Consider the following 24,982-nt stretch of genomic DNA (forward strand, 5'->3'; position numbering starts at 1 on the left):
GGTGGAGTACTGGAAGGTCGAGTGGCATCACGGCTTCGCCGAGGAGCCCGTGGTCCTCTACAGCGAGATCGGCCCCGACCGGTGGGAGACGCGGAGGGTGCAGGGCTACCGGGACGGGCGTCTGCTGCGGGCGGACGCCGAGCACGAGTCGGGTGACGTCTTCCTCGCCGAGATCCCGTTCGGCGACATCGGCGAGGTGGCGGCCCAGGAGGAGTTCTCCGCCCGTGTGATCGACCGCCGCGCGTTCGAGGACGTCTGGCGGCGGGCCGCGCCGCCCACGCCCGCAACGAGAGCCTGCGCCACCTGCTGACCGGCGCTGAACGCCCGGTGGCGTTTGAGGAGTCGGACGCCCGGGACCGCACGGACGTGGTGCTGCTTCACCTGGGCCACCGTCTGGTGCAGATGTGTCTGCGGCTGTTCCGCGCGGAGCTGTGGTCCAGCAAGCCCGACGAGTCCGGCGGCGCGGCATCCGACACTGTCGAGCGAGGCGTCTGACAGCGCCGGACGGTGTGCTGTCAGACGAACGCGGTGGCCACCGCCCGCTCCGCCCCGACCAACTCCCGCAGCTTCTCCCGCGTCTCCGGGTCCGTCGAGTAGATCACCGTCCCGACCATGCCCCGGGTCAGCAGCACCTTGTAGGTGTTGCGGATCAGGCGGTCCACATCGGCGTCCGGCGTGGACTTCTTGAACACCGGGTCCTTCGACGCCGTACGGTCCGTAACCCACCCATCGCCCCGCCAGACCAGGTCTGGTCCGATGATGACACCCGACCAGTCGTACTCAAAGCCCTGCGCGGTGTAGACGCAGCCGACCTGGCCGAAACCGGCCGGATCGGTGGCCCACAGGGCGGACGGGGGTGCGCCGGAGACGGAGCGGTCGCCCCGCAGGTTCCAGGGACGGGCCCAGTTGCCGATCACCACATCCGCCGGGAGCGGATCGCCCGGCTTCGGTTCCGGCGACCACTTCCAGCAGTAGCCGGCGGAGATACGAGCACCGTAGCCCTGGGCACGGCGGCTCTCCAGGAACGCCTCCATCTCCTCGGGGCTGTCGGCGACCAGGAGCCGCATCCGTCCATCGGGTTCCCACATCACCGGTCCTCCAGGCTCCAACCCGAGGAGCCGTACCACCCATCGCAGGTAGGCATCGCTGCCGCCGCAGCGGAACTGGCTGTCCAGCGGCACCACACGGCAGGCGAGGCCCTTCGAGGCGGCAGCCGCCTTGATCTCGGCCACCGTGCCCATCTCGCCGGGCCGCACGACCTGATGCTCGTCCAGGAGGAAGACGGGTACGCGGGCGACGTCGATGAGTTCCTCGATCTGCGGCTTGCCGGTGCGCTGGGCGGCCGGGGTGTAGCGATTGGCGGAGGTCTCGCGGATGCGGTGCGCCTCGTCGCAAATCAGGACGTCAAGGGAGTTCTTCTCGGCCGTTGTGAAGCTGTTGAAGTACTTGAACAGATCCTGTACCTCGCGCTTGCGGGCGCCCGCGACCTTGCGCATGGTCTTGGTGAACGACTGGGAGCCGGTGGCGTGCAGGGCCGGGATGCCCTGCCGGTACAGCTCACCGAGCAAAGAGAGTGCGATGACGCTCTTGCCGGTGCCGGGTCCGCCGGTGACGACCACGACCTCCTTGTGGTCGGACTGCTTGGACCTGTGGACAGCGTTGAGCACCATGCGGTAAGCGACCTGCTGCTCGTCGAGGAGGACGAACTGCTCACGTTCGCGTACCTCTTGAGCGGCGACGGACATCAATTGCTTGGAGGGGACTTTCCTGCCCGAGGAGAGTTCGTCGGCCGCATGGGCACCGGAATGCTTCTCACTCAGCTTGGCGCGGAGGTAGTCGATGAACTCCCCCCTGCGTTCGGCGGTGTAGAGCTGACCGCGGTCGTCGGTCTCGACCTCGCGCAGACCGCTCACGCCGAACTCGGTGGCGTTGTGGAGATAGGCGACACCGCTGAGGCGCTCCGGATGATCGGCGATGGCCCCGTTGAAGTTGGCGAGGTAGTCGCAGTAGCGGCGGACCTGCTCGATGGGATTGAGGACGGGACGGGTATACGCGTCGATATGGCACAGCATCGGGTCGTCCTCGTCCGGTGTGGCCTGTCCCCACTGCTTCAACTCGACCACGACGTATGACGGCTCTCCGGTGACCGGGTGCACTCCGGCGAGCACGGCGTCGGCACGCTTGCTGTTCAGTGGCAGCGCGTACTCGAGCATGACCTCCACATCACCAAGGCCCGCGTCGTTGAGTGCCGAGGCCAGGACAGGGATGCTCCGCTCCCAGGAACGCGCCTCGGAGAAACTGGGACGATGGCCGTGTGTGTGGACGAATTGCTCGGTCAGATGCAAGAAGAGTGAACCGTCAAGGGCCATGACGGCAACCGTCCCGGCGGACGCGCGGAACAACAAGGAAATCCCCCAGGCAACACGAAGAACTCGTGCGGGTGGGGGCATGTCCTTCGAGACTCCACCGGAGGTGGAACGGAAGCCCGTCGGGCCGCTATGACGATGCGATCAAGCGTACCCGTGCGGTGGGCATGGCGGGGGGTTCTCCCTTGACTTCAAAGCCGGTTGAAGAGTGCCAGGATGGGCTGTCCGCCTACTCTGGCGGGCTTTTCTGATCGCCCGCACAGCGACGCGCCCCGTGTCCGGTGGGGGTCGGGCACGGGGCGCGGGCGGTTGGCGTCAGCGACGTGCCGCGTGCGACAGGAAGTCAGCCCACGCGCCCGGTGCGAAGGCGAGCTGCGGACCCTGGACGTTCTTGGAGTCGCGGACGTGGATGGTGCCAGGGGTGGTCGCGACCTCGACGCAGTCGTTGTTGTCGCTGCCGCTGTAGCTGCTCTTGACCCAGTTCAGCGCGGAGCCGTCTCCGGCAGAGGGCGTGAGCGTCATGTGATCTCTCCCAGCAGTTTCTCGATGAAGGCCAACGACTCCCGTGGGCTGAGAGCCTGGGCGCGGATGATGCCATACCTCAGCTCAAGCACCTGCACCTCTTTGGGATCGGAGACCAGGTGGGTGATGAGCTGCGCCTCGGAGTACCCCACCGTTGCCCCGTCCCTGAGCTTCAGCACTTGGAGTTGACCTCCCATCCCGGCATGGTCCTCACGGTTCAGCGGCATCACTTGGATCTCGACATGCCTCAACTGTCCGATCTCAAGCAGGTGTTCGAGCTGGCGGCGCAGGACCATTCTGCCCCCGAGCGGGCGTCGGAGCGTTGCCTCGTCCAGGACAAAAGTCAGTGTGGGAGTAGGCGTCCGCTCGAAGATCCCTTGTCGAGCCAGACGAGCCGCCACGTGCCGCTCGAGGTCGTCCTTGGAATAAGCGGGCCTCCGCATGTCGAACAGCGCCCTCGCATACTCCTCCGTCTGCAACAAGCCATGGATGTTGTGGCTGCCGTACGCGCCCAACTCGACGGCCTCGGCCTCCAGCTTGGCCAGATCCCGGACCTTCTTCGGGTAGCGGGCCTCCTCCATGTCCTTGCGCAGCGCGGCGAGCTTGCCGCCCGCGCCCAGGAACTCGTCCGCCTTGGCCAGAAACTCCGGGTGTGGCAGACGCTTGGCCCGCTCCACGGCCGAGACCATGGCCATGCTGTACCCGATGGCCTCGCCCAACTCCGCCTGCGTCAGGTTGGCCGCTTCCCGCCACAGCTTGAGCTGACGGCCGGCGGCCCGCACCACCGGGCCGTACTCGTCGTCCCAGTCGGCCTCCCAGGACGCGTCGTCCGCGCCGTCCGTCGTGTGGTCCTTGCGGGCCGTGTACTCACTGTCCACAGTCATGTGCCCCTTCCCTCCGTTCGTGCTCGTGTCCAACAGCGCCCGCTCTCGGCACGTCACGCCGCACAAGCCGCACAGAATCGGCCCGCACTCGTACAACCGCCCTCCGCACGAACGCCGTTGCCGATCACGTTAGGCGCGGAATCGCCATTTCACGACGCACAAACCAGGAAATCACTCGAACCGGATATTCCGCTTCAATTCGAACCTCTAAGGGGTCGTAAAAAACACCTGATTCCTGGTTCGAATGTTCCGGCTGGTACAGCGCGGTACACGACGGCGACGGCCCGCCCTTCTCCGCACTCCGACCGGCGTCAACCCGCCTTGGAAATCCCGACGCCGGAATCGGTAGGCCATTCCCTCCGGGTGGCCGATCGGTCACCGTCGGCCACAGCGGTCTCGGGATGCGGTCGGAGAGTGCCCGTGCCAGCATGGTGAACAGCGCTGCGACGGCATGCCCGGCAGTCACCTCGCGCATACACGCGTCTCCTCGGAATTCCAACCCTCCGGGAAGACAGCAGGAGTTCCCACACTGCAGGGGGTTCGGCAGTGAGTGTGACCACCCAGGAAAATCGGCTGCGGAACGGTGTTTCTCTCCAGTTGGACGCGCAACAGGCGTTCCAGCGCTGGCTGGAGGACATCGAGCACTTCGCCGCCCTCGACCCGAACATCGCCTGGACCAAGCAGATCCTGGAATCGCGCTTCCAGGACATCTCCGAGGACGACACCATTCGCCTGGCGGCTTCGATGTGGCCGCAGTTCAAGGCGATGCTGATGCCGGACCTGTGCCCGCCCTGGTGGCCGGGACACCCCCACTACACCATTCAGGAACCTTCCTGGCAGATGGGGATCGGGGTTCCCATCGGAATGCCGGGGGAAGGCTCGGTGCCCCGCACCATCACCACGCTGCGCCACGGCCTGGTCGAAGGCGAGATGCTGCGACGCCGCATCGAGCAGGACCTCAACGGCCCCCTCTCCCTGGAGACCCTGCAGAACACCGCGGAACGGATCCGACAGTGGGAACACTCCTCGGACTCCACCCGCACCAAGGCCTACGACCAGGCCCGCGAAGAAGTGGAACGCATGACCACCGGCCCGGAACGGAAGGTCGTGGCGGCCTTCCTCGGTGGCATGGTTCTGGGCGGAGCGATCGGGTTGGGGCTCATCTACCTCCTGATGTGACGACCACCGCCACCGCGCGGCACCACCACGGGGCGAATCCCCTGGGGAGACCGCCCTCCACGTCCGCGCTTCCAGGCCCCCGGCGTCCTGGCTTCACCGCTTCCGGCGAAGCCGGGACGCGCCGTGTCTCGGCCTCGGGAGCGGGGCGGGCAACTATCCGACCACGCTCGATCGTCCTCCGGGTATGGCAACCCCGAGCCCCGAACCGCCCCCGGACCCGCCGAACTGGCCGCACTGCGGCCACGGTGCCACCGCAGAGGACCCGGTCGGCTGCCGTGGTATCCACGTCCCCGGCCACACCGCCTGCCTGGCCCACCTGAACGAGACCGACCTCGCCGCCTACCTGGCCACCCTCTCCCCCGGCGACGACATCAACCACAGCGGCACCCACTTCACCGAAGATCTACTGGACCGGTTACTCGACGCCCTACGCGACCCCACCACCGGACACCCCCGCCTCGGCACCGCCCGGTTCAGCGTGGCAAAGTTCGATGGCAGCGTCGATTTCGACAAGGTGCAGATCAGTGGCGACGCCTGGTTTGTCGGAACGGAAATCGGCGACGACGCCTGGTTCGGCAAAGCGAAGATCAGTGGCGACGCCTGGTTTGTCGAAGTGGAGATCGGTGGCGATGTCGGGTTCGATGGAGTAGAGATCAACGGCAACGCCTGGTTCATCGAAGCACGGGTTGATGGCAATGCCGGGTTCGACAGAGCAAAGATCAACGGCAACATCGAGTTCAGCAAGGTGCGGGCTGGTAACGGCATCTGGTTCCGTGACGCGGAGATCGGTGGCGATGTCGGGTTCGATGGAGCAGAGGTCAACGGCGACGTCTTGTTCCACGGGGCGGTGCTCGAACACGCAGCCATGGTGGGACCGCTGGTGTGCACCGGGATGTTGGATCTGTCGGAGGCGGTGTTCGAGCGGGCCGTGACCATCGAGGCGGCAGCGGCGGCCGTGCGCTGCCGCCGGACACGATGGGCCTCCACCGCCGCGCTGCGGTTGAGGCATGCCGAGGTGGATCTCACAGACGCGGTCATGGAGTACCCGGTCAGCGTCTCCGCCCACGCCCGGCCTTTCATCGTGAACGGCGAGGAACTGGCCGAGTCCGGGCTGACCGGCCCTCGGGTGCGGGCGGTGTCGCTGCGAGGCGTGGATGCGGCCCACTTGGTGCTCACCGACATCGACCTCACCGGGTGTCGGTTCGCCGGGACCATCCACCTCGACCAACTGCGGCTGGAGGGGCACTGCCGTCTTGCCGCAGTCCCTGCCGGGCTGCGTCGGCGCGGTATATGGCCGGTGCGCTGGACCCCGCGCCAGACGCTGGCCGAAGAACACCACTGGCGCGCCGCCCGCGACATCGGAGCGGACGGCTGGACGCCCGCGCCGGAGGGGGAGGAGGTGCTGGAGCCGGTCGTGTTGGCCCCGGTGTACCGGGCGCTGCGCAAGGCGTTCGAGGACGGCAAGAACGAGCCGGGAGCGGCCGACTTCTACTACGGCGAGATGGAGATGCGCCGCCACGACCGCGCCGGCACCCCCCGCGCCGAACGCTTCCTGCTCACCGCGTACTGGGCGGTCTCCGGCTACGGGCTGCGGGCCTCCCGCGCGCTGGGCTGGCTGCTGGGCGCGATGGCCGTCACCGTCCTGGTGATGATGTTGTGGGGGCTGCCGCAGGACGATCCGAAACCGGCCGGCACCGGCACCCTCACCGGCCACCGCATCACCCTCACCACCGACACCCCCGCCCCGGTCAACCCCACCGGGCCCTGGCCCGAGCGCGTCACCACCGAGCGGTTCGAGAAGTCCCTGCGGGTGGTGATCAACTCGGTGGTGTTCCGCTCCTCCGGCCAGGAGTTGACCACCGCCGGCACCTACACCGAGATGGCCTCCCGTCTCGCCGAACCCGTCCTGCTCGGCCTCGCCGTCCTGGCCGTCCGCAGCCGCGTCAAACGCTGACCGCCGGAACCGGCGCCCGGCCGGGGGCGGCTCAGGAGCCCTCCCGCCAGGTGAGGACGGCGGCGACGGCCAGCAGCGCGAGCGCCGCCACGTCGATCCGCGCCACGCGCATCGTCGCGCCGCCCAGACCCGGCGTGGAGTACGCGAACAGCAGGAACGACCCCATGCTGACCGCCCCGGCCGTGACGGCGACGGCACGCAGCGACGGGACGAACGCCGCGCAGAGCAGGGCGAGACCGACGAGCCCCAGCAGGACGGCCCGGTGGCGGAGGAGGACCGTCAGGTCGGCGGAGCCGGGTCCGTCGACCCGCACCCCGTACGCCGTCGCGATCCGGGACGGCGCGAACGCGACGAGGCCGGGGAGGAGGTTCACCGCCCCGACGAGGAGGAGCAGGGCGGTCGCGGCACGGTCGAGCCACATGGAGATCCTTCCGGAGGGCCGAGGAGGGGCGGCCGGAGCACCGACCGGTGCGGTGACCGGGAAGGTCCACCGGCTTGTGTCGGGCGTCAGAGCGGGCGCTGGAGGAAGGCCATCAGAGCGGATGTGAGTTCGGCAGGTGCGTCCTCCTGGACGAGATGGCCCGCACCGGCAATCGGTTCGAATCGCGCGCCCGGGATGCGGGCGGCGAGTTCCCGTCCTTTCTCCGGGGGGAGCCAGGTGTCGTCCTGGCCCCAGCACACCAACGTCGGGAAGCCGATCTCGCCGTACTTGTCCTGCACTTCGTCGGTGTGGAGCTGATCGGCCTGGGCGATCTGCCGGTAGAAGGCCGCTTGACCGAGGTCACCGAGCCAGGGCTGGACGAGCCGGTCGAGGACGGCAGGTTGCAGGCCGGTACTGCTGGCCGAGCTTGTGTACTCGCGCACCAGAGCGTGGTGCAGCGCGGGCGGCAGTTGTTCGAAGACCTCGGAGTGCTCGCCGACGAGTCGGAAGAACGAGGTGCCCCACGGGGCCAACGCGACCGCGTCGACCAGCGCGAGTGCTCGGTAGCGAGCTCCGTGCAGCAGGTGCGCCCGCAAGGAGACGGCACCACCGAAGTCGTGGGCGACCACCAATGGTTCCTCAAGGCCCCAGTGCGCCAGCAACTCGGTGAAGACCCTGCCCTGGGCGGCCAGGGAGACATCCTGGCCGGCGAACTTCTCCGAGGCCCCGTAACCGGGCATGTCCCACACGAACACCTGGTGATGGCGGGCGAGCGCGCGTGCGACGGCACGCCAGACATAGGAGGAGAAGGGCGTGCCGTGCAGGAGCACGACCGGATCCTGGCCGGGGTGGCCGAGGCTGCCCCAGCGGACGTCGCCCGATGTGCTGCGGAACGTCTCGGACAGTTGCCATGTACTCACGGGGGGCTGTTCCTCTCGGTTGCGTCCGTGGGGGATGAGGCACGGTTCGGCCTTGTTCTTTCCGCGTCCGGTGGAAGCGGGCGGCACCGTGGATGCGGCAGTGGGGCGTCGGCAGCGTCATCGCCCGCCGGCGGCGCACGAGTTGGTACTTCCCCGGCGCACGATCCGCTGAAGCTCGCGCCCTTCCTGATCGGTCGGTTTGCCCACCCGCACAGGCTCGGCCACCACGCCTCCGGCAGACGGAACGGACGTCACCACCCACCCAACCGCTCCGACCACCACCCCGGCGGACCTGTACGGTCGCAGCACTAGCATGCCCGCATGTCATCGGCGCCGCTTTCGAAAACGTGCCGCGACCGGCCCGCGCTGTGGTTATGGCCCGGCCAGGCGCTGTACGTCGGCCCGTCCCTGGAGCTGGACGTCCACGCGGGGACGGTGAGCTGCCTGGCGGTGGGCGTCGACGCGGAGTTCACCGTCCACCTGGAGGACGGCACCCGTCACACCGCCCGCACCGCACTGGTCGCGGCCCGGGTACGGCACCGCATCACCACCCACGGTGAACGGATGGCGTTCTGCTACCTGGACCCCGCCTCGGCTCGGGAGCGGGCCTGCCGCCTGATGACGGCGGGCGGAAGCCCCGAACTCGCCCTGGCACACAGGCACGGACACCGGCTCGCGCGGCTGGCCGCCACCATGGACGGCGGCACCCCGGCCGCGACCGCCCGGCGCTGGCTGGACCTCGCCGGCCCCGACGACCGCGCCCACGCCCCGGACCCCCGCATCCGGAAGGTCACCCGCCGGATGACGGAGGACGCCGGGCAGCGGCTTCCGGCGGCGGAACTGGCCGCGGAGGCCGGGCTGTCGGTGTCGGCGTTCCTCCGGCTGTTCCGGGAGCAGACGGGGACGACGTTCCGCCGCTACCGGCTGTGGGCGCGGATGCTGCGGGTGGCCGCCCTGCTGGACACCCGGCCGGACCTGAGCACGGCGGCCGTGGAAGCGGGCTTCGCCGGCCCCTCCCACTTCAGCAGCTCCTTCCACGCCATGTTCGGCTTCCGGCCCAGCCGGCTGCTGTCCCAGGGCGTGACGATCACCGCCGCCTGACGTCCCCGCGCCCCGGCGGTCGCCTCCGGCTCGTGGGCAGACCTGTTGTCACCGTGGCCGGGTCGGTGGGTGGTGCGGCCGGTCGAGCGCCGACACCGGTCGAGGCGGCAGGGGCTGTCGGTGGCCGGTGACAGGATCACCGGCATGGTCTTCGTACGCACCACTCCGCCGCGGCCTGTCGATGTGACCGCGGTCTTTCCCGAGCTGGCTCCGTTGGCGCGTCCCGCGATCCGGCTGCATCCCCGCCCGGGATCGCCTTCGGTCCGGGACAGCTCGGTCGGGGGGCCGTTGCTGTGGCCGGCCGAGGAACCGTGGCCGCACTGCGAGGACTCGCACCTGCACCGTGACAGTGGATTCCGCCGGTCGCCGGCGGAAGTGCGGCTCGACAGGCGCAGGCGGGCCCGGCTGCACCAGGACCCTCGTGGTCCCGAGTTCACGCCCGAGGAAGAAGCGCTCAGGGAACGGAACGCCGAAGCACGCGGGGAGCGACTCGACGCCGGCCCGCCGTGGCCCGCGGACCGCCCGGTCCCCTTGTTGCCCGTGGCCCAGTTGTATCTGCGTGACGTGCCCCTGTTGCGGCCACCCGGACAGGCCGATCTGCTCCAGGTCCTCTGGTGTCCCTACGACCACTATCCGCACTACAAGCCCGCGACCGCGCTGTTCTGGCGGTCCGCCGCCGAGGTCGTCGACATCCTCGCCACTCCGCCGGAACCGTTCGAGGCGGACTGGGAAGGCTATGTGCCGGAGCCGTGTCTACTGGCACCGGAAACCGTCACCGAGTACCCCCGCAGTCTCGATCTGAGCCCGGAGATGCGGCAGGCGGTGAACGACTGGAGTCGCTGGCAGGCGGCCGACGTGGGCGTGGACAGCGCGTATGCGGAATATCCGGAGGAGTTCTACGACGGCAACCTGGCCGACGCTCCCGGCTGGAAGGTCGGCGGTTGGCCGCCCTGGGACCGCACCGACCCCTCCCCGCGGTACTGCGGTGTGTGCGAGGCGCTGATGGTCCCGCTGCTGACCATCGCCTCCTTCGAATGGGACGGTGGCGAGCGACGCGGTTGGGCGCCGTACGAAGACCAAGCCGCCGCCTACGCCGCCGGCCATCGCGCCGGCCAGTCCCCCGCGCAGCCGACGAAGGTGGAAGTGGGCAGCACCGACAACATGCAGCTCTACGTCTGCCCGACCTCCCCCGAGCACCCGCACACCGATCTGATCCAGTGAGCTTCCGGGGCTTGCCACACACCCTCCCGTGGCCGGTGACGGAGGTTTCGGGCAGCGGCGCCTGTCCGCTGTGTCCGCCGTGTCCGGGCAGCGGTCGCCGACCTTGAGAACCGTGGACGCTTGGGCGCTCACGGGAAACGGTGTCGGTTCCCGATCACGGTGGCGAACCGGCGGCGATCTCCGAGCGAGGCGTTCCGGGCCCTGGACCGGGCCATGGGTGGGCAGCGGCGACCGACTCGAATCCGGAAGCGGGCGGCCCGACATCCGATCGGTGCCGGTCTCCGCGTGGCCGTCCCCAGCACGCTCTTCTTCCTGCGGACGGATGTGGCTGTGAGGGTCCTGCCGGCACGGGCAGGACCCTCACAGCCGTCCTGTTGGCGGTCTCCGCCTGGCCTCAGCCCTCCACGGAGCCGGTGCCGCCGAGCAGTGCCGACGCGGTCTGGAGCGCGGTGGGGGCGCTCGGGGGCGCGGCCTCGGGGGCGGCGTGGCAGGTGAAGCCGAGACGGGTCATGGCCCGGGTGACCTCGGCGCCGGTGAAGTCACGGCGGTCCTGTCCGGTGATGACGTGGCCCACTTGTTTGACGGGGTAGCGGCGGCGGCCGATGGTGACGGACTCACCCGTGATGAGCTCGGGTTTGACGCCCTTCATCGAGGCCAACACCCCGCTCTTGCTCAGGTCGAACGGGTACCGGGCGATGACGCAGCGCATGATGCCTCACAGGGGGAAGGAGAGCGGGCTGACGGGGGCGAGGCGAGTCGGGTGTTTCACGGTGGTTCTAGGCGGCCGAGTCGAAGGCGCGCCGCCGCTGCGCCGTGCGGCGCGACGCTTCGCCGGCGGGACGGCCCTGGCCCGCGCGGCCCCGGCGGCCCCGGGGTGAGGAGGACCCGCGGCGGGGACGGTCCGCGGCCGGCGCGGCGATGACCACCGGAACGCCGGAAGGGGCCTGGGCGCCGGTGATGCGGCTCAGTTCCGCCTCGCCCGGGCTCACCTGGGTGGTCCGCGGGGTGATTCCGGCCGAAGCCATCAGTCGGCGCATGCCGCGGCGCTGGTCTGGGGTGACCAGGGTGACGACGCTGCCGGACTCGCCGGCGCGGGCGGTACGGCCGCCGCGGTGGAGGTAGTCCTTGTGGTCGGCGGGCGGGTCGACGTTGACGACCAGGTCGAGGCCGGTGACGTGGATGCCCCGGGCGGCGACGTTGGTGGCCACCAGGACCGTCACGTGCCCGCTCTTGAACTGGGTCAGGGTCCGGGTCCGCTGCGGCTGGGACTTGCCGCCGTGCAGGGCCGCGGCACGGACACCGCTGTTCAACAGGTGCCGGGTGAGCCGGTCCACCGCGTGCTTGGTGTCCAGGAACATGATCACCCGGCCGTCTCGCGCGGCGATCTCGGTGGTCGTCCGGTGCTTGTCCGCCTCGTGGACGTGGAGCAGGTGGTGCTCCATCGTGGTGACCGCACCGGCCGACGGGTCGACGGAGTGGACCACCGGGTCGCTCAGGTAGCGGCGGACCAGCCGGTCGACGTTGCGGTCCAGGGTGGCCGAGAAGAGCATCCGCTGCCCGTCGGGGCGCACCTGGTCGAGCAGGGCGGTCACCTGGGGCATGAAGCCCATGTCGGTCATCTGGTCGGCCTCGTCCAGCACGGTGGCGGTGACCTGGTCCAGTCGGCAGTCGCCCCGGTCGATGAGGTCCTTGAGCCGTCCCGGGGTCGCGACGACCACCTCCGCCCCGGCGCGCAGCGCACCGGCCTGCCGGCCGATGGACATCCCGCCGACGACGGTGGCCAGCCGCAGGCTCACCGAGCGGGCGTACGGCGTGAGCGCGTCGGTGACCTGCTGGGCGAGCTCACGAGTGGGGACGAGGACGAGGGCGAGGGGCCGGCGTGGCTCGGCGCGCCGCCCCGCGGTACGGGCCAGAACGGCGAGGCCGAAGGCGAGGGTCTTGCCCGACCCGGTGCGGCCCCGGCCGAGCACGTCCCGGCCGGCCAGGGAGTTCGGCAGGGTCGCCGCCTGGATGGGGAACGGCTCGTTCATGCCCAGGCCGGTGAGCGTCCTCAGCAGCGCGGCGGGCATGTCCAGTTCGGCGAACGACGCGACCGCCGGCAGGGCGGGCGTGATCGTCTTCGGCGGCGCGAACTCGCCTTGGGGTGCGGCGGGCCGACGTCCGTGACCGTTCGAACGGTCGGCGACGTTCGAGCGGCCGGGAGTCCGTGAGCGGGAGCCTCCGCCCCTGCCCGAGCCGGCGGAGGCGTTTTTGCCGGTGAAGGAGCGGCGGTCGTTCGTGCGGGTGACGCGGTTCATACAGAACCTCCTCGAAACGGCGCGTGTCGAGGATTCCCCTGGCTGAAGCGAGCGGCGGGAAAACGCAGGAACGTGCCGACGGAAAAACGGAATGGAGAAGAGACCCGGACGGTCGGGGAAGGACCCCCGTCCGCCACGGGCTCCGGTGGCGGTCTACCGCGCGGCTCCGTGCCCCGGAAAAGGGCGCGGGGCCGACGGACCGCGCAGGGAAAGGCGAAAGAGCCGGGGCCCGCACCACAGGGTGCGGGCCCCGGCTCTCGAACGCGCCAGGCGTCAGGCGGGGACGATGTTCTCCGCCTGCGGGCCCTTCTGGCCCTGGGTGACGTCGAAGGTCACCTTCTGGCCCTCGTGGAGCTCACGGAAGCCCTTTGAACGGGGCAGTGTCCGGGACCGCACTGCGCGGCCCCCGAGTCGCCGCGATGATTACCCCGTCCGGAAAAAGCACCGGAAACAAGAAAGCGCACCCACGGCACGGGATGCCGGTGGGGGCACTTGTAAGTCTTTGGGAACCACAACTGCAACTGAGATCGACAGTAGCACGGGGAGGGCGACGGCGGGTGGAGAGCTTTTCGGCCTCCGTCGCGGCGCCGCGGAGATCTCACGGGGCGATGGATTTTTCCTCTTCCGGCGAGAGCAGATATTCGCCTCCGCGGGCTGGAGCACTCCTGCCCGGGGAGGACGGTCCTCCACCGCGCCCGGGTGGGTCCCGCCCGGGCTTTTCGGTCAGGAGCCGGCGGGCCGGTCGGAGCCGGCTCCGGAGCGGCGCAGCTCCTCGTTGATCCGCAGGGCCTCCTCGAGTTGGTCCTCGAGGATCACGATGCGGCAGGCGGCCTCGATCGGGTTGCCGGCGTCGACGAGTTCACGGGCCCGTGCGGCGATGCGCAGTTGGTAGCGGGAGTAGCGGCGGTGCCCGCCTGCGGACCGCAGGGGGGTGATGAGCCCGGCCTCGCCGATGGCGCGCAGGAAAGCGGGGGTGGCGCCGATCATCTCCGCGGCGCGGCCCATGGTGTAGGCCGGGAAGTCGTCGTCGTCGAGCCTGTCGGTGGCGTTCGGTCGGTTCTTCTGGGGCACCTGCACCTCTTGTCGGACGCGTCGAAGGGGCCCTGGTGCCGTACGGCACCAGGGCCCCGAGAGTTTCAACACCATCTGCCGGCGTCGTGGGCCGGCTTCCTGTTGTCCGCCCGGCCGCCGGAGGGGCGGGGGAGCGGGGATCGCGGATGTGTGACCGAGGACCACCTGCCAATTTCCGGGGTCTGCGGTACCCGAACGGTTCAGGCGACCGCCCGGGCGATCCTGATGGCGCCTGCTCCTCTCTGTCGGTTCTCTCTGTCGGGCACTCCTCGCGGCGGTTCGTGTCTGCTCTGCCGCGTGCTTTCGGACTCTGCTGACTACGGTCGAAATCGTAGCTTCGACGCCTCCGGATGTCTACCGTGGCGACGGTAGATTTTCGCGCTTCGAAAGAGCAGGATCACGCTGGGCGCCCCGAGGCCCCTCCACGCGCGATGATGTGCGAGGCCGCCTGCGAGGAGAGAGCCGAGCGTCGACGGCGTGACATACACCACCCTCGTGGACCCGTGCCAGGCCGGCGTCGGCCCGGTCCGCGCTCTGCGGGCGGCCGGTGTGCAAGCCGTCGAGGTCAACCGTCCGAATCGGGCGATGCGCCGCGGGTGGGGCAAGAGCGACGCCGCCGGCCGCCCATCGGGGCGCGGCGGTCCGTCACGTCCCCGCCGGGGGACGCCACCGCTCGCCCGCGAAGCGAACGAGCGCGTCGTGCAGCTCGGGCGGGACCACCGTGTCGTCCGGATCCCCGGTGGGACTGTCGAGCGGCCACAGGGCGATCCAGCCCGTGCTGTTGACACGGATGCGCGGCCCCGGAGCGCTCTCGGGGCTCGGCCGCAGGTGGAGCATGACGGTGCCGTCGTTCCTCTCCAACGGCGGTTCGTACGGCCGCGCCGCGACCTCCGCGACGTCCCGCCACTCGAAGCGTGTCGTGCGCTTGCCCAACGCGAACTCGATGCCGTCGTCGTCCAGACACAGCTCGGCCCTGCGCCAGGTGAGCGGTGGGATCAGCAGGTCGAGGACGAGTGGCAGCGCCACGAAGAAGCCCACGGTCTGCCGGGCGCCGGGATCGTGCCAACCGTCCCCGATGGTGATGTTGCCGGCCCATACCAGGGCCAACGTCCACATCATCACGTAGACGGCCGGCTGCCCCCTGGGGTGCCGGAGCCCGACATAGCCGGGGATGCGCACGGACCGTGGGGTGCGGCTCACCGGGGGAAGCGGACGGACCGGCCAGGGCGGGCGAGTGGCGGCGCGTCGCCGACGGAGCATCCGAGCGCCACCGCGCCGGCCGACCGTGAGGTGTTTCTGGAGTTGGGCGTGGCGGAACCGGTAGACGCCGCCGACCTGCCGCAGCAGGCCCACCCGCCGCGCGTCCTCCAGGAACGCCATGGTCGACCACGGCAGCCTTCCCAGGCTCGCGAGCGTCGCCTTCGCCAGCAGCCACTGCGCCCAGGGGCTGAGCGTCACGATCACCGCCGCCGCGCCCACGGTTCCGGAGACCCAACTGCCCAGCAGCACGGCGTGGTTGGGCACCTGGACGGCGTACAGGGTGCCGATGGCCCCGATCACGGGCGCGACGCCCAGCAGCATCAGCACCGTGCCGGCCCGTTCGCCGTTCAGCAGGGCCCTCGGCCCGATGGCCTGCGCGGTGTCGGCGGGCGCGCCGACGACCAGCATGAGCAGCGCCGGGACGGTGAAGCCCAGCGCCAGGAGCGGTTCGTCCCGGCTCAGGAGGAGGGCGATGGGCGTCAGGCACACCAGGAGCCAGAACAGGCTCGAAAGGCGGGAGCGGTGCCGGCCGAGCCCGGCGGGCCGGCGGGGCAGAGTCCCTTTCCGCGCCTGCGAGAGCATCAGGAGTATGCCGCCCATGCACCCCATCAACATGGAGACAAGGGCTCCCGCGGCCACTTGGAAGGCCAGATACGGATTGCCTCCGACGATCCAGTCCTGGAACCACGAGGAGCCCGCCATCAGCAGGTAGTAGCCGGCCACCAGGACCGGCGCCTTGAAGGCCGTCGGCGGCTTCGCGCGGTGCAGCTCCCACCAGGCGAGGTCCTTCGTCTTCAACGTGGTGAGATGGGTCGCGAGGAAGCCGAGGGCGCGCCGCGCCCGCGCGTGCCCCCAGTCGCGCACCGGGTGGGGCTGGTGGGGCGAGGCCGGGCCGGTGGGGAACGCGGCGGGGACGATGGAGTCGAGCAGATGCCGTTCGGCCGCCGCCACGTCGGGGAAGCGGGACTCGTCGGCGAGTTCGCCGGGGTCGGCGTCCGGACGGGCGTACACCGTGCGGGCCAGCCACAGCATCAGCGGGGACGAGAGGGCTCGGGCCGCCGTGGCCTCGGGGTGGTGCGCGAGGTGGTCGAGGAGCGCCTGCCACTGCCGGAGGCGGCGCGGGTGTGCGGAGCCGCGCAGGTACTCCGCCGCCGCGGCCCCCGCCACGGGCCGTGCCCTGATCACGGCCGCCGCCTGTAACACGGCCTCTTCCTCGACGAGTTCGGTGTACTCCGCCGCGCGGGAGGTGAGGATCAGCGGCATGCCGTCGGCGCCCGCCCTGTTGAGCCCGGCCAGCGCCGCCGACCGGAGCGGACGCGGCAGTTCGTCCAGGCCGTCGAGGACGGGCAGCACCCGCCGGTCGCGGACCAGTTCGCGGATGCGGGACCGGTTCAGGTCCCTGGTCAGCCCGGCGTACTCCTCGTGGACGCGGCGCGCGAGCCAGACGTCGAAGTGTTCCTTGCCCGCGTTCCAGGACGACACCAGCAGCGGCACGGGGACGGGGACGGGCCGCGTCTCGTCCCGCAGGCTCAGCAACTCCAGTGTGAGCAGGATCGCCAGGGACGTCTTGCCCGAGCCGGGAGCGCCGATGATCACCAGGCGCTGGGCGGGCAGGGCCCGGAAGGCGGCGGCGAGTTCGGCGAGGCCCGCGGTGCTGCCGGTGATGTCGGCGCCGACGTGCTCGCGGTGGTCGGCGACCGTCCAGTCGGCCTGCCAGCCCACCGCGAGCCTGGCGCTTCCCGTCAGGCCCAGGGCTCCGGCCTCGTCCCGCCACTGGGCGAGCACCACGCGCGCCAACTCGGCGGCGGCGCGGTCCTGTGCCGTCCGAGGCGGCGGCAGGTGCAGATGGACGGCGCCGAAGTCCCGGCCCTGGATCACATATGTCGCGTTGCCGCCGGAGAACACGTTGCGCACATCGCCCTGTGCCCGCTCCGCCCGCCCCTCCCGCTCCGACATGGCCGCTCAGCCGGCCTTCCGCCGCGGCCTACAGGAAAGCCCCACCTGGCACACCCCCGTCACACCGGCGTCGCGTTCGTCTCCCCCGCTCCGGCGTCCGGCTCGGGCGCCCCGGCGTCCGGCTCGGGCGACCGCCCGGACGGGCCGGCACGGGGAGGCGGACCGCTGCTCCCACCTCAGAATGCCACGGGCCGGCCGGGCTGTCGCCGCCGTGTCACGGCTGGTTGAAGGTGATGGGGCCGTGGAAGTCCCGCCCCATGACGACGGTGCCCTGCGTGCCGCCCGTGATCTCGTTGTGGACGTCTCCCGCACCGGTTCCCGCCACAGCCTCCCCCGCCGTGCTCCGCCAGGCCGCGAGGTCCGCGCGGAAGGCGTCGTCGTGCGCGGCGCGGAGCGCCAGCGCGCGGGCGAGCGCACGGGCGCGCTCCTCGCTCTCGGCCCGCTCCTCCAGGGCCGCGAACTCCTCCTCCCCCGACGGGACGTCCTCGGGGGCGTCGGGCGCGTCGGGTGCCGCCTCCGGCGCGGTGCGGCGGCGCACGAGGTCACGCAGCGACGTCCAGGCGTGCTGCCCCGCCGCGCCCGCCGTGCCGCTGGCCAGGGCCACCAGAAGATCGGCCGCGATCGTTTCCATGGTGTCCTCCGTATCTCCGTCGTCCCCCGTGCGACGTGCGACGTGCGACGAGACGTGCTCGACGGCCTCCCGAGGGAGACCGCCGAGCACGTTTCCTGGTTGCTCCCCATCCGAGGAGCGGGGTGAACTCCCGTGGGATCAGTGGTAGTTCCAGCGCTGCCCGTCGCTGCGGACCTTGCAGTGGATGATGCGGCCGTTGGCGTCGTGCGTCCGCATGCCGACGTGCTTGTTGGCGCAGAACTGGCCGGCCCGGTAGCAGTTGCCCGCCGGGGACATCAGCTCGCACTGACCGTTCCACCCGGCCGCGTTGTCGGAGCCGCCGCCGGAGCCACCGGAACTTCCGGAGCCGCCGGAGCCGCTGTCGCGCCGCGGAGCCGGGGGCGGGGTGTGGTTGGGGTCGTTCTTCTTGTCCTGGTAGGTGCCCTTCCCGGCCGGGCAGGAGCCGCCCTCGACCAGGGTCAGCGTCGCCTCGGTGTCGGGCTTGGCTTCCTTGCCGGCCGCGGGGGACTGGAAGCAGACGGTGTGGTCGTCCGCGTCGCTCTCCACGTCGGCGGCGGAGAGGGACACGTCCTTGTAGGCCGAGTCGACGCCGATGTTCTCCTCGTCCAGACCCGTCTTGGTCAGCGCCTTGACGGCCTTGGCGTAGGTCGACCCGACGACGTCGGGGACCGTGGGCCAGGCGAGCGGGTCGCCGTCCTTCTTCGGGCAGAGAGCGCCTTCTTCGACGGCTCCGTAGTCGACGGTGCCGTAACCGATGGTCTCGAAGCACACCGTCCAGCTCCCGGAAGGCCGGGCGTCGCCCTTGTTGGCATTGTGGGAGGAGACGGCGTAACCGGCGGCCTCGGCGGCCTCCTGCGCCTCCTTGAGGGACACCCCCTTCTGGGAAGTGATGTCCTCCGGCTTCGCCGTCACCGTGGCGGTGGCGGTCGCGGTGACGGTGACGGTCTCTTTCGGTTCCGCCTCGGCGCCGCTTCCCGAACAGGCCCCGAGCAGGAAGGTGCTCAGTACACCGAGGGTGACGAGCCTTCCGCGCATCGCGGTGCGACCCGCTGCCCGCTTTCCCCTCCCCAACGGGTTCCGGGCCGCCAATCGATCTTGTATTCGCTGCCTTTGCGATATGTTCCGCGCAGCGTGAAACTCCGTCATCCCGCCCCCCTGGCAGTGCCGTTCGTGTGAAAAATCCTAACCCGGCCGGAACCACCCGGAGTGCGCGATACTCGGCACCGGCTTCCCCGCCACGGCCATCACCAAGATCGAATATCGCGCGCGACAGGACGGGCGGAGCATGACCGCGAGGTCACGGCGGCGAGGAGATCGATTCATCGCCGGCCGACCGTTACCGCGCCGCGTGAACGAACTCACAGAACGCCGGCCCACACCCCCACGACGACCGCCAGGAGACCGCAGGCGTCGGCCGCCCATGATCACGTGACCCCGCACCACCCCCGCGGGGACGCTTTCACACACCCTCCAGTCTGGCCGTGCGCCAGATGCGGACCAGGCAGTATTGATCTCTTCCGTTCAATTCCTCCTCATGGCCCTGCGTTGTCGGCAGAACACTCCGGCCCCCCGCCAACGGAGAGGTGAAGGGCCCCCTCTCGGGGTTGAATATCCAGTGCCACCGCATCCTGTACAGGCCGGGCGAGGGCAGGATCAGGGGAGTGTCCTCCCTTCCGTCATCGATGGTCTCCAGGCCGAGTTCTCCCCCGGGAAGCTCTACTTCCACCTCCTCCGTGCCAGACCACTGATCGGTGTTCTTCGGAGGGGTTGTGGACCAACTCTCCAACCGTACGAACGCCCGGATCACCTGGGGCGGCACCTGTAGATACACCATGCCGGGGGCGGAAACCAGCCACCTCGAATAGTCCGCATTCGGCGAATATGTGTCGACGGTTGTGTCAACCAGCCCAAATATTCGGTAACTTGGAACAACTGTGGTCTCGAAAGCGTCCAACAACCTGCTCAAGGATCACCTCGCACGTCCCATTCGGTCCTCGGGTGACATGATGCCCCAAGTGATCACTCGACCTGTGGTCTCCCCCAAGATCGCACATGCCCGGAACGTCAAGCACCACGGCACCGGTTTCATCGCGCGCTTCGAGACCAAGCCCGGCTTCTTCATGGATGAAGCGGAGCCTCCCGCCGGGGGCTGCCGAGGACGCGCATGACCTCGTGGGTCAGCTCCACGAGCCTTCCGTTCTCGACCGCGAGGGTGTCGCTCGTCGCCGTCCTGACTTTCTCCACGAAGTCCTCCGGCAGACGCAGGTGGTATCTGAGCAGGTAGAACCCGAGATCTCCCCGCCAGATCCACTCGCCATCGGTGTAGACGGAGCCGCCTCCCAGGATGTTTTCACCGGAACCGAGGACGTCTTCGGTGACCCCCATGGAGGCGAAGATCTCGTGCCCTCTCCCCAGATAGTCGGCGGATTCCTCTTCCAGAACTCCCGGACCGTCCGCCAGGAATTCCCGGATCGATCCGTCAGGAGTCCCCGCACCAGCCGGCCAGAATTCTTCATGGAAGCCGAGAATCTTCACCAGGCGTCCCACCCGTTTCCCGCCGTGCCGAACAGGGGGTGCTCTCGAGCCAACCTCCGGGGAACCGGAAGGACCATCTCCCCCTGTTCCCCTGCGGACGGCACACCCAAGAGTCTCCCCTCAACTGGCGCTCATGCCGCGCTCGGGCCATACACCGGACTCGTCGTGGATGGAGCTGATCTTCCAAAACGCCTTGAGGAAGAGGTGGTCGACGTTCTGATCGTCCGGACTCGACCTGCGGGTCTCCTTGTCGATCGTCAAGCAGCGGGTCATCTCCTCGAAGTCCTCTCCGAACACGTAACGGACGCTGGTGCCCTCCTCGGACAGCTTGTCGAAGTAAACAAGTACAGCCAACTGCCACCATCCGATTTCAAAACCTCTTGCTTGTGCTGCGGCACCCTCATCACGGACCGGGCGTCAGGCGTTCGACAAGCTGTCCACCGTTTCAAAGCCCTGTCCGGTGGGCTCGTCGGGCATCACAGCCCTTCCCAGGGGAGTCGCGCCGGGCGACGGTGCCACCACCAGCCCTTGTCCACCATGGCGATGCGCGAGACACCGAGCACCGCTCCCAGAGCACTTCCTCCATCGTCTCGTGTCGCTTTCCCGAAGCGCTCGTCCAGGCCGTCCACCGACTCCCGGAGGAGGTCGCGGAACTCCTCGGGGAGCGCGTCCGACAGTTCGGCGATCCGGTCCCGTGCCCGAAGGTCCTCGACGTACATGTCCGCCGGGTAGCGGCCACCGGGCCGCCAGTCGTTCTCGACGCGGTGCACGCTCTTCTCCCACGCTCCCAGCGCGTTCCCCGCGTACCAGAGGGGACTGCCGGGCCCCGGATCGAGCGGAACCGCTTCACCGCTCTCCTCCGCCCACCCCTTCGCCCGTTCCTCGACGGCGTGGAAGAACACGTCGGAGACCGGGGTCGGGACGGATTGTTCCCTGATGACCTCCCGCATCAATGCGACACGGACATCGGGAAGTTGAGGGACGGGATCTTCCACCGCGTCGATGCTGTGGACGGGCTCGTCGTCGTCCGATGCGTACAGCCTGGCACGGGTGGCGCGGCCGTCCGGTGTCACCAGCCAGTAGGCGCTGGGGGGTGCCTCGGCTGCCGGATGGAGCACCACACACCGCAACTCCGCCGCCAACCGGCGTGCCAATTCCGCCTCACCGGGTTGTTCGGTCACCGTGTCCTGGGCGTAGACGTCCAAGGCCCACGAGACCTGCCCCAAGGCCACCTCGTACTCGCAGAAGACGAGAGCGTCCCAGTTCCGCCCCTCCGGGTCCGTCGTCTCCGTATCGACCACCTCGACGTCCCCCGGAACCACCCGGAAGATCTCGGCAAGAGCGGCTGCGAGCCGGTCGGCGCGCAGCTCCCCCGTCACGAAGAAGTTGCCCATCACTCGTACGTCCCGTCGCATCGCTCTGGGTGTGGAACGTCGGCGCGGACGCCTTCAGGTCCGCCGTCGATATGTCCGGCACCCTCTTGCTTTCCCCCACGAGAACCCTCCTTCGCAGGGAAGTTGCCGGTCCGCGCCACGCCGGCGGTCGGTTCCGACAGCCTCGTGGGATTCGGCCATGCGGGCTCGGCGGCCGTCACGCCGCACAGGGCCGCACCGGTGGGGACGTGGCTCGACAACCCTCCGCTGCCCGCATGTCACCACTGGCCGGAAGCGGATGCGGACGACCACGCTGGGTGACGTGAGCCCAGACATCATCCGACTCCAGAACCCGGCGCCCACCCGCGAGTTCGCCGTGCTCCTCTCCCCCACTCGCCGGGGCGCCCGGCTGGCCCGGCTCCTCACCGTCGCGCACCTGGCCCACTGGGGGCTGCCCACCGAGACGGCCGCGCAGATCGTCGCCGAACTGGCCAACAACGCCGTCCGCCACGGCCGCGTGCTCGGCCGGGACTTCCGGCTCGGGCTGCGCGTCACCGGCGCCACCCTCCGCATCGAGGTGGCCGACGCGCGCGGCGACCGTCTCCCTGTCGTCCCCCGGCCGCCGGTGCCCGACGACGCCGAGGGCGGACGCGGACTGCTGCTGGTGGAGGCGCTGGCCGACCGCTGGGGCGTGGAGGCCGGGCCGACACCCCGCAAGACCGTCTGGGCCGAACTCGACCTCGCACTCCGATGGACCTGCCCGAAGTGATCAGCCCCGAAGTGATCAGCGAAACCGCCCGTACCGCCCGCTCCCGCCTCGGCGACCTGATCGACCGCGCACTGCGCGGCGAGACCACCGTGATCACCCGCCACGGAAAGGAAGTCGCCGCCGTCGTCCCCGCCGGCGCCCTCCGCCGGCTCCGTCTCCTGGAGGACGAGGCCGACCGCCGCGCCGTCCTGGACGCCCTCCACGAACGCACCCACGGCCTCGACGAGGTGCTGCGCGAGACGCTGGAGCGCACCCGGTGACGTACGACGTCCGCCTCACCACCGGCGCCCGCGACCGCCTCCGGGCCACCGACCGGGAGCAGGCCCTGCGCATCCTGAGCAAGCTCACCGACCTGCTCGCGGACCCCTACGCGCCGGACACCACCGCCCTGCCCGGCTCGTTCGAGAGCGAACGGCGACTGCCCGTGGGCGACCACCGCGTCGTCTACACCGTCCACGACCGTCGCCGACAGGTGCACGTCGTCCACATCAGACGCCGCGACGAGGTCCACCGCTGCGGCTGACCGCCTGCCTGTGCCCTCTATCCACCCGGCCCCGCCCCGGGCACCATGACCGGAAAGCATGGGAACACCCCTGTCCCTCAAGCAGAGGTAAGACCACCGCTGTGAGCTTCCCGGCAACCGACACGACACACGACGAGGGAGCCGATGCTGCCGCGTTTCGACACGAGAGGCTTCCTGCCTCCGGGCCGTTATTCGGTCACCATGGAGGAAGCGGAGACATTGCTGGTGAGCGCCCCGATCTTTCAGGACTCCGCCACCCGCCGGAGCCTGTGGAACGGACTCCAGGATTACCTGTATCGCTTCGTCGCGTTGGAGGACGAGCACGCGGACCTCCTGGAGGGGCGGTCACTGGTGCACAGAGTCTGGCTCGGAGGCAGCTTCGTCAGCACGAAACCCGACCCGCGCAACGTGGACGCGACCCTGCTGATCGACGAGCATGCCGAGAAGGAGATCCGGGGGAATCGTGGCTCCAAATGGCTCACCAATGCCTTCAAGAGCAGGGACCAAGTCCAACGGAACTTCGGTGTCGCTCCCGTACGGGTGGGATATCGTCCCGTTGCCCATGTCTTCCGACTGAACAGAATCGCGGAAGAGGATCGGAAGTACTTCATGGAGCGAGGCATCTGGGACGACTGGTGGCAGCGCTGTCGACTTCCTGATGGTTCCGACCCGGCTCCGTCCCGGACGAGTGCCGTGCCCGCGCGCGGCTATGTGGAGGTGCGGCTGTGAACGAGAGCAGTTGGCGCCGGCGCATGCGCGAGAGGTACTCCGAGGACAGGGAACGATTGCTGGACGAGCTCGGCACCGATGACCGTGACGACCTTGAGATCGAGGCGGACCACCGTGCCGGTCGGCTGGCGGCCCTGCGAGAGATCGATCCTTCGGCCGGTCTCCAGGAGGAGCTGAGGCTGCGGCTCACCGGCCCCGAGACCGAAGCCGGGGCTCTGCGGTTCCAGTGGGGAGACGCCTTGTTGGACCCCTTGGAGAAAGCCGTCTCGAAGGCAGCGGGTACTCCTGTCGAGCTTGAGTTGACCGGGATCTCACAGGGCAGCACGGTCGTCCACGCACGTCCTGTGGCCGCTGCCCGCCCCGGCTCCGATCCCGACACACTCGGTGCCGTCGTGGCGTCGGCGGCCGACCAGGGGGTCCGGAGGTTCACCCGCCTCCTCACCGCCTTGGAGGAGGAGAGGGACGTACGGGAGTGGGCCGGGCTGTTCGACTCGGTGGAGTCTCTTGTCAGGTCACTTGAGCGTTTCAGGCTGGACCTCGGACTGACGTGGTACGCCGCCGACGGTGGGATCCGGCGGGCCGGCCTGACCCGACGTGGCATCGAGTACACCAAGCGGCTTCAGAAGACCAGGGACGAGGACCAGGAGATCGTCATCTCCGGTCATGTGACCGAACTCCGAGGCAGCGGCGTGGTGAAGGTGAAGAGCGGCCAGGCACACAACGCACCGGCCTATGAGGTGAGGATCGCCCCGGAGCCGTTGATGAACATGAGGCTCGCCCTCGGCGACAACGTCCACCTGAGAGTGTGTTTCCGGCGGAAACTGGACGCGGTGGGCCGCACCCGAACCTCGGAGTACCACTACCTGGGAACCGTGGCAGAAGAACTTCCTCTCACCTCGGAGCAGTAGGAACACCCCGCCTCGGAGCAGTAGGAACACCCCGCCGGGACGGGCCGGCAACGGCAGCGTCGGCACCGAGTCATCGCCCTCGGTGGTGGAGATCCTCGGCCGGGTCATACCGGCGCACCCGACCGTGCCGCGGCATCCCGCACCGGCTCGCGTCCCGCCGCGAGTCGGTGCGGGACGACGCGGCGCGGCACGGCGTCAGAAGCTTCAAAGGAATCGGGAAAGAACCCCACCCAACCCAACCGCTCCCTCATCACCCGTACGGGTGAGATGGGCCAATCGGGCCGGCGCACAGGCCAGTTGCCGGGCATAGGCTCAGCGCGGAAACACCACCACAACCACGCACATGCGACGGCCCCCGACCA

27 protein-coding genes and 1 pseudogene are annotated in these 24,982 nt (G+C 69.6%); 11 read left to right on the forward strand and 17 right to left on the reverse strand.

Annotation, left to right across the window (positions count from 1 at the left end; all coding sequences use genetic code 11):
* Nucleotide 1 precedes the first annotated feature (1 nt).
* Nucleotides 2-310 (forward strand): DUF6881 domain-containing protein, encoded by a 309-nt coding sequence (locus IF47_RS0121795; protein WP_031510607.1) that lies wholly within the window; start codon nucleotides 2-4, stop codon nucleotides 308-310.
* Nucleotides 311-327: 17 nt separating this feature from the next.
* Nucleotides 328-495, forward strand: a complete 168-nt coding sequence (locus IF47_RS31110; protein ID WP_169745234.1) for a hypothetical protein — start codon at nucleotides 328-330, stop codon at nucleotides 493-495.
* A 20-nt stretch (nucleotides 496-515) separates the two neighbouring features.
* Here the strand turns inward: IF47_RS31110 and IF47_RS0121805 are convergent, their stop codons facing one another.
* The 4 genes from IF47_RS0121805 to IF47_RS30840 all read right to left on the reverse strand — a co-directional run bounded on the left by IF47_RS0121805 (nucleotide 516) and on the right by IF47_RS30840 (nucleotide 4,247).
* Nucleotides 516-2,405 carry a DUF2075 domain-containing protein gene (locus IF47_RS0121805; RefSeq protein ID WP_031510608.1) on the reverse strand — a complete coding sequence of 630 codons (1,890 nt, stop codon included), beginning with the start codon at nucleotides 2,403-2,405 and terminating at the stop codon, nucleotides 516-518.
* A gap of 276 nt (nucleotides 2,406-2,681) precedes the next feature.
* Nucleotides 2,682-2,888, reverse strand: a complete 207-nt coding sequence (locus tag IF47_RS0121810; RefSeq protein WP_031510609.1) for a DUF397 domain-containing protein — start codon at nucleotides 2,886-2,888, stop codon at nucleotides 2,682-2,684.
* Nucleotides 2,885-3,772: a helix-turn-helix domain-containing protein gene (locus IF47_RS0121815; RefSeq protein ID WP_051718075.1), complete on the reverse strand. Its 888-nt coding sequence runs from the start codon at nucleotides 3,770-3,772 to the stop codon at nucleotides 2,885-2,887. The genes IF47_RS0121810 and IF47_RS0121815 overlap by 4 nt, the downstream gene beginning before the upstream one ends.
* A gap of 124 nt (nucleotides 3,773-3,896) precedes the next feature.
* The gene (locus IF47_RS30840; protein WP_157840016.1) at nucleotides 3,897-4,247 is read right to left on the reverse strand and encodes a hypothetical protein; all 351 of its coding nucleotides are present in this window, start codon (nucleotides 4,245-4,247) and stop codon (nucleotides 3,897-3,899) included.
* Nucleotides 4,248-4,324: 77 nt separating this feature from the next.
* On the opposite strand from IF47_RS30840, the gene IF47_RS0121820 reads away from it, so the two are divergent.
* Both IF47_RS0121820 and IF47_RS0121825 read left to right on the forward strand, forming a co-directional pair.
* On the forward strand, nucleotides 4,325-4,951 hold the full coding sequence (locus IF47_RS0121820) for a hypothetical protein (RefSeq protein ID WP_157840017.1): 627 nt from the start codon (nucleotides 4,325-4,327) through the stop codon (nucleotides 4,949-4,951).
* 184 nt (nucleotides 4,952-5,135) lie between these two features.
* Nucleotides 5,136-6,905, forward strand: a complete 1,770-nt coding sequence (locus IF47_RS0121825; protein WP_031510613.1) for a pentapeptide repeat-containing protein — start codon at nucleotides 5,136-5,138, stop codon at nucleotides 6,903-6,905.
* A 31-nt stretch (nucleotides 6,906-6,936) separates the two neighbouring features.
* Here IF47_RS0121825 and IF47_RS28075 read toward each other — a convergent pair whose 3' ends face one another.
* Together IF47_RS28075 and IF47_RS0121835 are read right to left on the reverse strand one after the other, a co-directional pair.
* Nucleotides 6,937-7,326, reverse strand: coding sequence for a hypothetical protein (locus IF47_RS28075; protein WP_037733112.1), 390 nt, complete (start codon nucleotides 7,324-7,326; stop codon nucleotides 6,937-6,939).
* An 86-nt stretch (nucleotides 7,327-7,412) separates the two neighbouring features.
* The gene (locus IF47_RS0121835; protein ID WP_031510615.1) at nucleotides 7,413-8,246 is read right to left on the reverse strand and encodes an alpha/beta fold hydrolase; all 834 of its coding nucleotides are present in this window, start codon (nucleotides 8,244-8,246) and stop codon (nucleotides 7,413-7,415) included.
* Nucleotides 8,247-8,567: 321 nt separating this feature from the next.
* Between IF47_RS0121835 and IF47_RS0121840 the strand changes: the two genes are divergently transcribed.
* Both IF47_RS0121840 and IF47_RS0121845 read left to right on the forward strand, forming a co-directional pair.
* Entirely contained in the window at nucleotides 8,568-9,347 is a 780-nt protein-coding gene (locus IF47_RS0121840) for a helix-turn-helix domain-containing protein (RefSeq protein WP_031510616.1), read from the forward strand.
* A gap of 144 nt (nucleotides 9,348-9,491) precedes the next feature.
* Nucleotides 9,492-10,568, forward strand: a complete 1,077-nt coding sequence (locus IF47_RS0121845) for a hypothetical protein (RefSeq protein WP_031510617.1) — start codon at nucleotides 9,492-9,494, stop codon at nucleotides 10,566-10,568.
* 394 nt (nucleotides 10,569-10,962) lie between these two features.
* Here the strand turns inward: IF47_RS0121845 and IF47_RS0121850 are convergent, their stop codons facing one another.
* The 11 genes and pseudogenes from IF47_RS0121850 to IF47_RS31260 all read right to left on the reverse strand — a co-directional run bounded on the left by IF47_RS0121850 (nucleotide 10,963) and on the right by IF47_RS31260 (nucleotide 21,733).
* Nucleotides 10,963-11,277: an SCO5918 family protein gene (locus tag IF47_RS0121850; RefSeq protein WP_031510618.1), complete on the reverse strand. Its 315-nt coding sequence runs from the start codon at nucleotides 11,275-11,277 to the stop codon at nucleotides 10,963-10,965.
* Between the two features lie 67 nt (nucleotides 11,278-11,344).
* The gene (locus IF47_RS0121855; protein WP_031510619.1) at nucleotides 11,345-12,865 is read right to left on the reverse strand and encodes a DEAD/DEAH box helicase; all 1,521 of its coding nucleotides are present in this window, start codon (nucleotides 12,863-12,865) and stop codon (nucleotides 11,345-11,347) included.
* Nucleotides 12,866-13,138: 273 nt separating this feature from the next.
* Nucleotides 13,139-13,237: pseudogene (locus IF47_RS28080) on the reverse strand (cold-shock protein); the annotation flags it as partial.
* A 351-nt stretch (nucleotides 13,238-13,588) separates the two neighbouring features.
* Entirely contained in the window at nucleotides 13,589-14,011 is a 423-nt protein-coding gene (locus tag IF47_RS0121865) for a MerR family transcriptional regulator (RefSeq protein WP_425423632.1), read from the reverse strand.
* A 570-nt stretch (nucleotides 14,012-14,581) separates the two neighbouring features.
* Nucleotides 14,582-17,152, reverse strand: a complete 2,571-nt coding sequence (locus IF47_RS0121870) for an NACHT domain-containing protein (protein ID WP_051718049.1) — start codon at nucleotides 17,150-17,152, stop codon at nucleotides 14,582-14,584.
* Between the two features lie 214 nt (nucleotides 17,153-17,366).
* A complete protein-coding gene (locus IF47_RS0121875; protein ID WP_031510622.1) occupies nucleotides 17,367-17,783 on the reverse strand; it encodes a hypothetical protein in 417 nt (138 codons plus the stop codon).
* A 138-nt stretch (nucleotides 17,784-17,921) separates the two neighbouring features.
* A complete protein-coding gene (locus tag IF47_RS0121880; protein ID WP_031510623.1) occupies nucleotides 17,922-18,818 on the reverse strand; it encodes a PASTA domain-containing protein in 897 nt (298 codons plus the stop codon).
* A 424-nt stretch (nucleotides 18,819-19,242) separates the two neighbouring features.
* Entirely contained in the window at nucleotides 19,243-19,749 is a 507-nt protein-coding gene (locus IF47_RS0121885; RefSeq protein WP_031510624.1) for a hypothetical protein, read from the reverse strand.
* Nucleotides 19,750-19,901: 152 nt separating this feature from the next.
* Nucleotides 19,902-20,318, reverse strand: a complete 417-nt coding sequence (locus tag IF47_RS28085; RefSeq protein ID WP_051718050.1) for a hypothetical protein — start codon at nucleotides 20,316-20,318, stop codon at nucleotides 19,902-19,904.
* Between the two features lie 120 nt (nucleotides 20,319-20,438).
* A complete protein-coding gene (locus IF47_RS0121895) occupies nucleotides 20,439-20,672 on the reverse strand; it encodes a hypothetical protein (RefSeq protein ID WP_031510626.1) in 234 nt (77 codons plus the stop codon).
* A gap of 122 nt (nucleotides 20,673-20,794) precedes the next feature.
* Entirely contained in the window at nucleotides 20,795-21,733 is a 939-nt protein-coding gene (locus IF47_RS31260; protein ID WP_211257247.1) for a hypothetical protein, read from the reverse strand.
* Nucleotides 21,734-21,989: 256 nt separating this feature from the next.
* On the opposite strand from IF47_RS31260, the gene IF47_RS0121905 reads away from it, so the two are divergent.
* The 5 genes from IF47_RS0121905 (at nucleotide 21,990) to IF47_RS0121925 (ending at nucleotide 24,620) form a co-directional block, all read left to right on the forward strand.
* Nucleotides 21,990-22,460: an ATP-binding protein gene (locus tag IF47_RS0121905; protein ID WP_425423633.1), complete on the forward strand. Its 471-nt coding sequence runs from the start codon at nucleotides 21,990-21,992 to the stop codon at nucleotides 22,458-22,460.
* Nucleotides 22,457-22,720 (forward strand): type II toxin-antitoxin system Phd/YefM family antitoxin, encoded by a 264-nt coding sequence (locus IF47_RS0121910; protein WP_051718052.1) that lies wholly within the window; start codon nucleotides 22,457-22,459, stop codon nucleotides 22,718-22,720. The genes IF47_RS0121905 and IF47_RS0121910 overlap by 4 nt, the downstream gene beginning before the upstream one ends.
* Entirely contained in the window at nucleotides 22,717-22,983 is a 267-nt protein-coding gene (locus tag IF47_RS0121915; RefSeq protein WP_031510630.1) for a type II toxin-antitoxin system RelE family toxin, read from the forward strand. The genes IF47_RS0121910 and IF47_RS0121915 overlap by 4 nt, the downstream gene beginning before the upstream one ends.
* A gap of 144 nt (nucleotides 22,984-23,127) precedes the next feature.
* Nucleotides 23,128-23,712 (forward strand): DUF6932 family protein, encoded by a 585-nt coding sequence (locus IF47_RS0121920; protein WP_031510631.1) that lies wholly within the window; start codon nucleotides 23,128-23,130, stop codon nucleotides 23,710-23,712.
* Nucleotides 23,713-23,735: 23 nt separating this feature from the next.
* Nucleotides 23,736-24,620: a hypothetical protein gene (locus IF47_RS0121925; RefSeq protein WP_051718054.1), complete on the forward strand. Its 885-nt coding sequence runs from the start codon at nucleotides 23,736-23,738 to the stop codon at nucleotides 24,618-24,620.
* Nucleotides 24,621-24,982 lie beyond the last annotated feature (362 nt).

This window comes from Streptomyces megasporus (assembly GCF_000718985.1).
Lineage (GTDB): Bacteria > Actinomycetota > Actinomycetes > Streptomycetales > Streptomycetaceae > Streptomyces > Streptomyces megasporus.

What these genes read in the sequence shown, in the direction of transcription:
- IF47_RS0121865 (WP_425423632.1), bottom strand. Translation starts at nt 14,011, where the DNA reads ATGGTGTTGAAACTCTCGGGGCCCTGGTGCCGTACGGCACCAGGGCCC.
- IF47_RS0121810 (WP_031510609.1), bottom strand. Translation starts at nt 2,888, where the DNA reads ATGACGCTCACGCCCTCTGCCGGAGACGGCTCCGCGCTGAACTGGGTC.
- IF47_RS0121845 (WP_031510617.1), top strand. Translation starts at nt 9,492, where the DNA reads ATGGTCTTCGTACGCACCACTCCGCCGCGGCCTGTCGATGTGACCGCG.
- IF47_RS0121920 (WP_031510631.1), top strand. Translation starts at nt 23,128, where the DNA reads ATGCTGCCGCGTTTCGACACGAGAGGCTTCCTGCCTCCGGGCCGTTAT.
- IF47_RS0121855 (WP_031510619.1), bottom strand. Translation starts at nt 12,865, where the DNA reads ATGAACCGCGTCACCCGCACGAACGACCGCCGCTCCTTCACCGGCAAA.
- IF47_RS0121905 (WP_425423633.1), top strand. Translation starts at nt 21,990, where the DNA reads ATGCGGACGACCACGCTGGGTGACGTGAGCCCAGACATCATCCGACTC.
- IF47_RS0121870 (WP_051718049.1), bottom strand. Translation starts at nt 17,152, where the DNA reads ATGTCGGAGCGGGAGGGGCGGGCGGAGCGGGCACAGGGCGATGTGCGC.
- IF47_RS0121825 (WP_031510613.1), top strand. Translation starts at nt 5,136, where the DNA reads ATGGCAACCCCGAGCCCCGAACCGCCCCCGGACCCGCCGAACTGGCCG.
- IF47_RS31260 (WP_211257247.1), bottom strand. Translation starts at nt 21,733, where the DNA reads ATGCGACGGGACGTACGAGTGATGGGCAACTTCTTCGTGACGGGGGAG.
- IF47_RS28075 (WP_037733112.1), bottom strand. Translation starts at nt 7,326, where the DNA reads ATGTGGCTCGACCGTGCCGCGACCGCCCTGCTCCTCCTCGTCGGGGCG.
- IF47_RS30840 (WP_157840016.1), bottom strand. Translation starts at nt 4,247, where the DNA reads ATGCGCGAGGTGACTGCCGGGCATGCCGTCGCAGCGCTGTTCACCATG.
- IF47_RS0121880 (WP_031510623.1), bottom strand. Translation starts at nt 18,818, where the DNA reads ATGCGCGGAAGGCTCGTCACCCTCGGTGTACTGAGCACCTTCCTGCTC.
- IF47_RS0121850 (WP_031510618.1), bottom strand. Translation starts at nt 11,277, where the DNA reads ATGCGCTGCGTCATCGCCCGGTACCCGTTCGACCTGAGCAAGAGCGGG.
- IF47_RS0121840 (WP_031510616.1), top strand. Translation starts at nt 8,568, where the DNA reads ATGTCATCGGCGCCGCTTTCGAAAACGTGCCGCGACCGGCCCGCGCTG.
- IF47_RS0121875 (WP_031510622.1), bottom strand. Translation starts at nt 17,783, where the DNA reads ATGGAAACGATCGCGGCCGATCTTCTGGTGGCCCTGGCCAGCGGCACG.
- IF47_RS0121815 (WP_051718075.1), bottom strand. Translation starts at nt 3,772, where the DNA reads ATGACTGTGGACAGTGAGTACACGGCCCGCAAGGACCACACGACGGAC.
- IF47_RS0121925 (WP_051718054.1), top strand. Translation starts at nt 23,736, where the DNA reads ATGCGCGAGAGGTACTCCGAGGACAGGGAACGATTGCTGGACGAGCTC.